Source organism: Bacillus sp. SIMBA_074, assembly GCF_046534555.1.
In the GTDB taxonomy this organism is placed as follows: Bacteria; Bacillota; Bacilli; order Bacillales; family Bacillaceae_G; genus Bacillus_A; species Bacillus_A mycoides.
Genome location: NZ_JAWRYM010000842.1, coordinates 1 through 255 on the forward strand (window position 1 = coordinate 1; position 255 = coordinate 255).

The 255-nt window shown below is 40.8% G+C and carries 1 protein-coding gene; it reads left to right on the forward strand.

From position 1 onward, the window contains the following. Nucleotides 1–66: 66 nt before the first annotated feature. Nucleotides 67–255: hypothetical protein (locus SB773_RS33125; RefSeq protein WP_410594680.1), on the forward strand; the 189-nt coding region annotated here is incomplete at its 3' end.

Genomic DNA, 255 nt, shown 5'->3' on the forward strand with positions numbered 1-255 from the left:
CTAGAGACAAAAGGTCGCTTTAGTAATATTTACAAAGATAAAGCTCCAAACCGGGTTTATCTCTTTGTGAATCGAGTTAAGTGTAATAAAGGCGGCCATGATGACGGCCAGTCAAGTGCAGTATTTTACTGCTGGCAAGTGTGGGATCTTACGACTGATTCGAACGTATCTGAATTGCACTGGATTGATGATGAGTGTCCAAAAGAGCAAAAACCAAAGTTTGATGTTTATGCTCCAGCGATTCACATCTCTGAT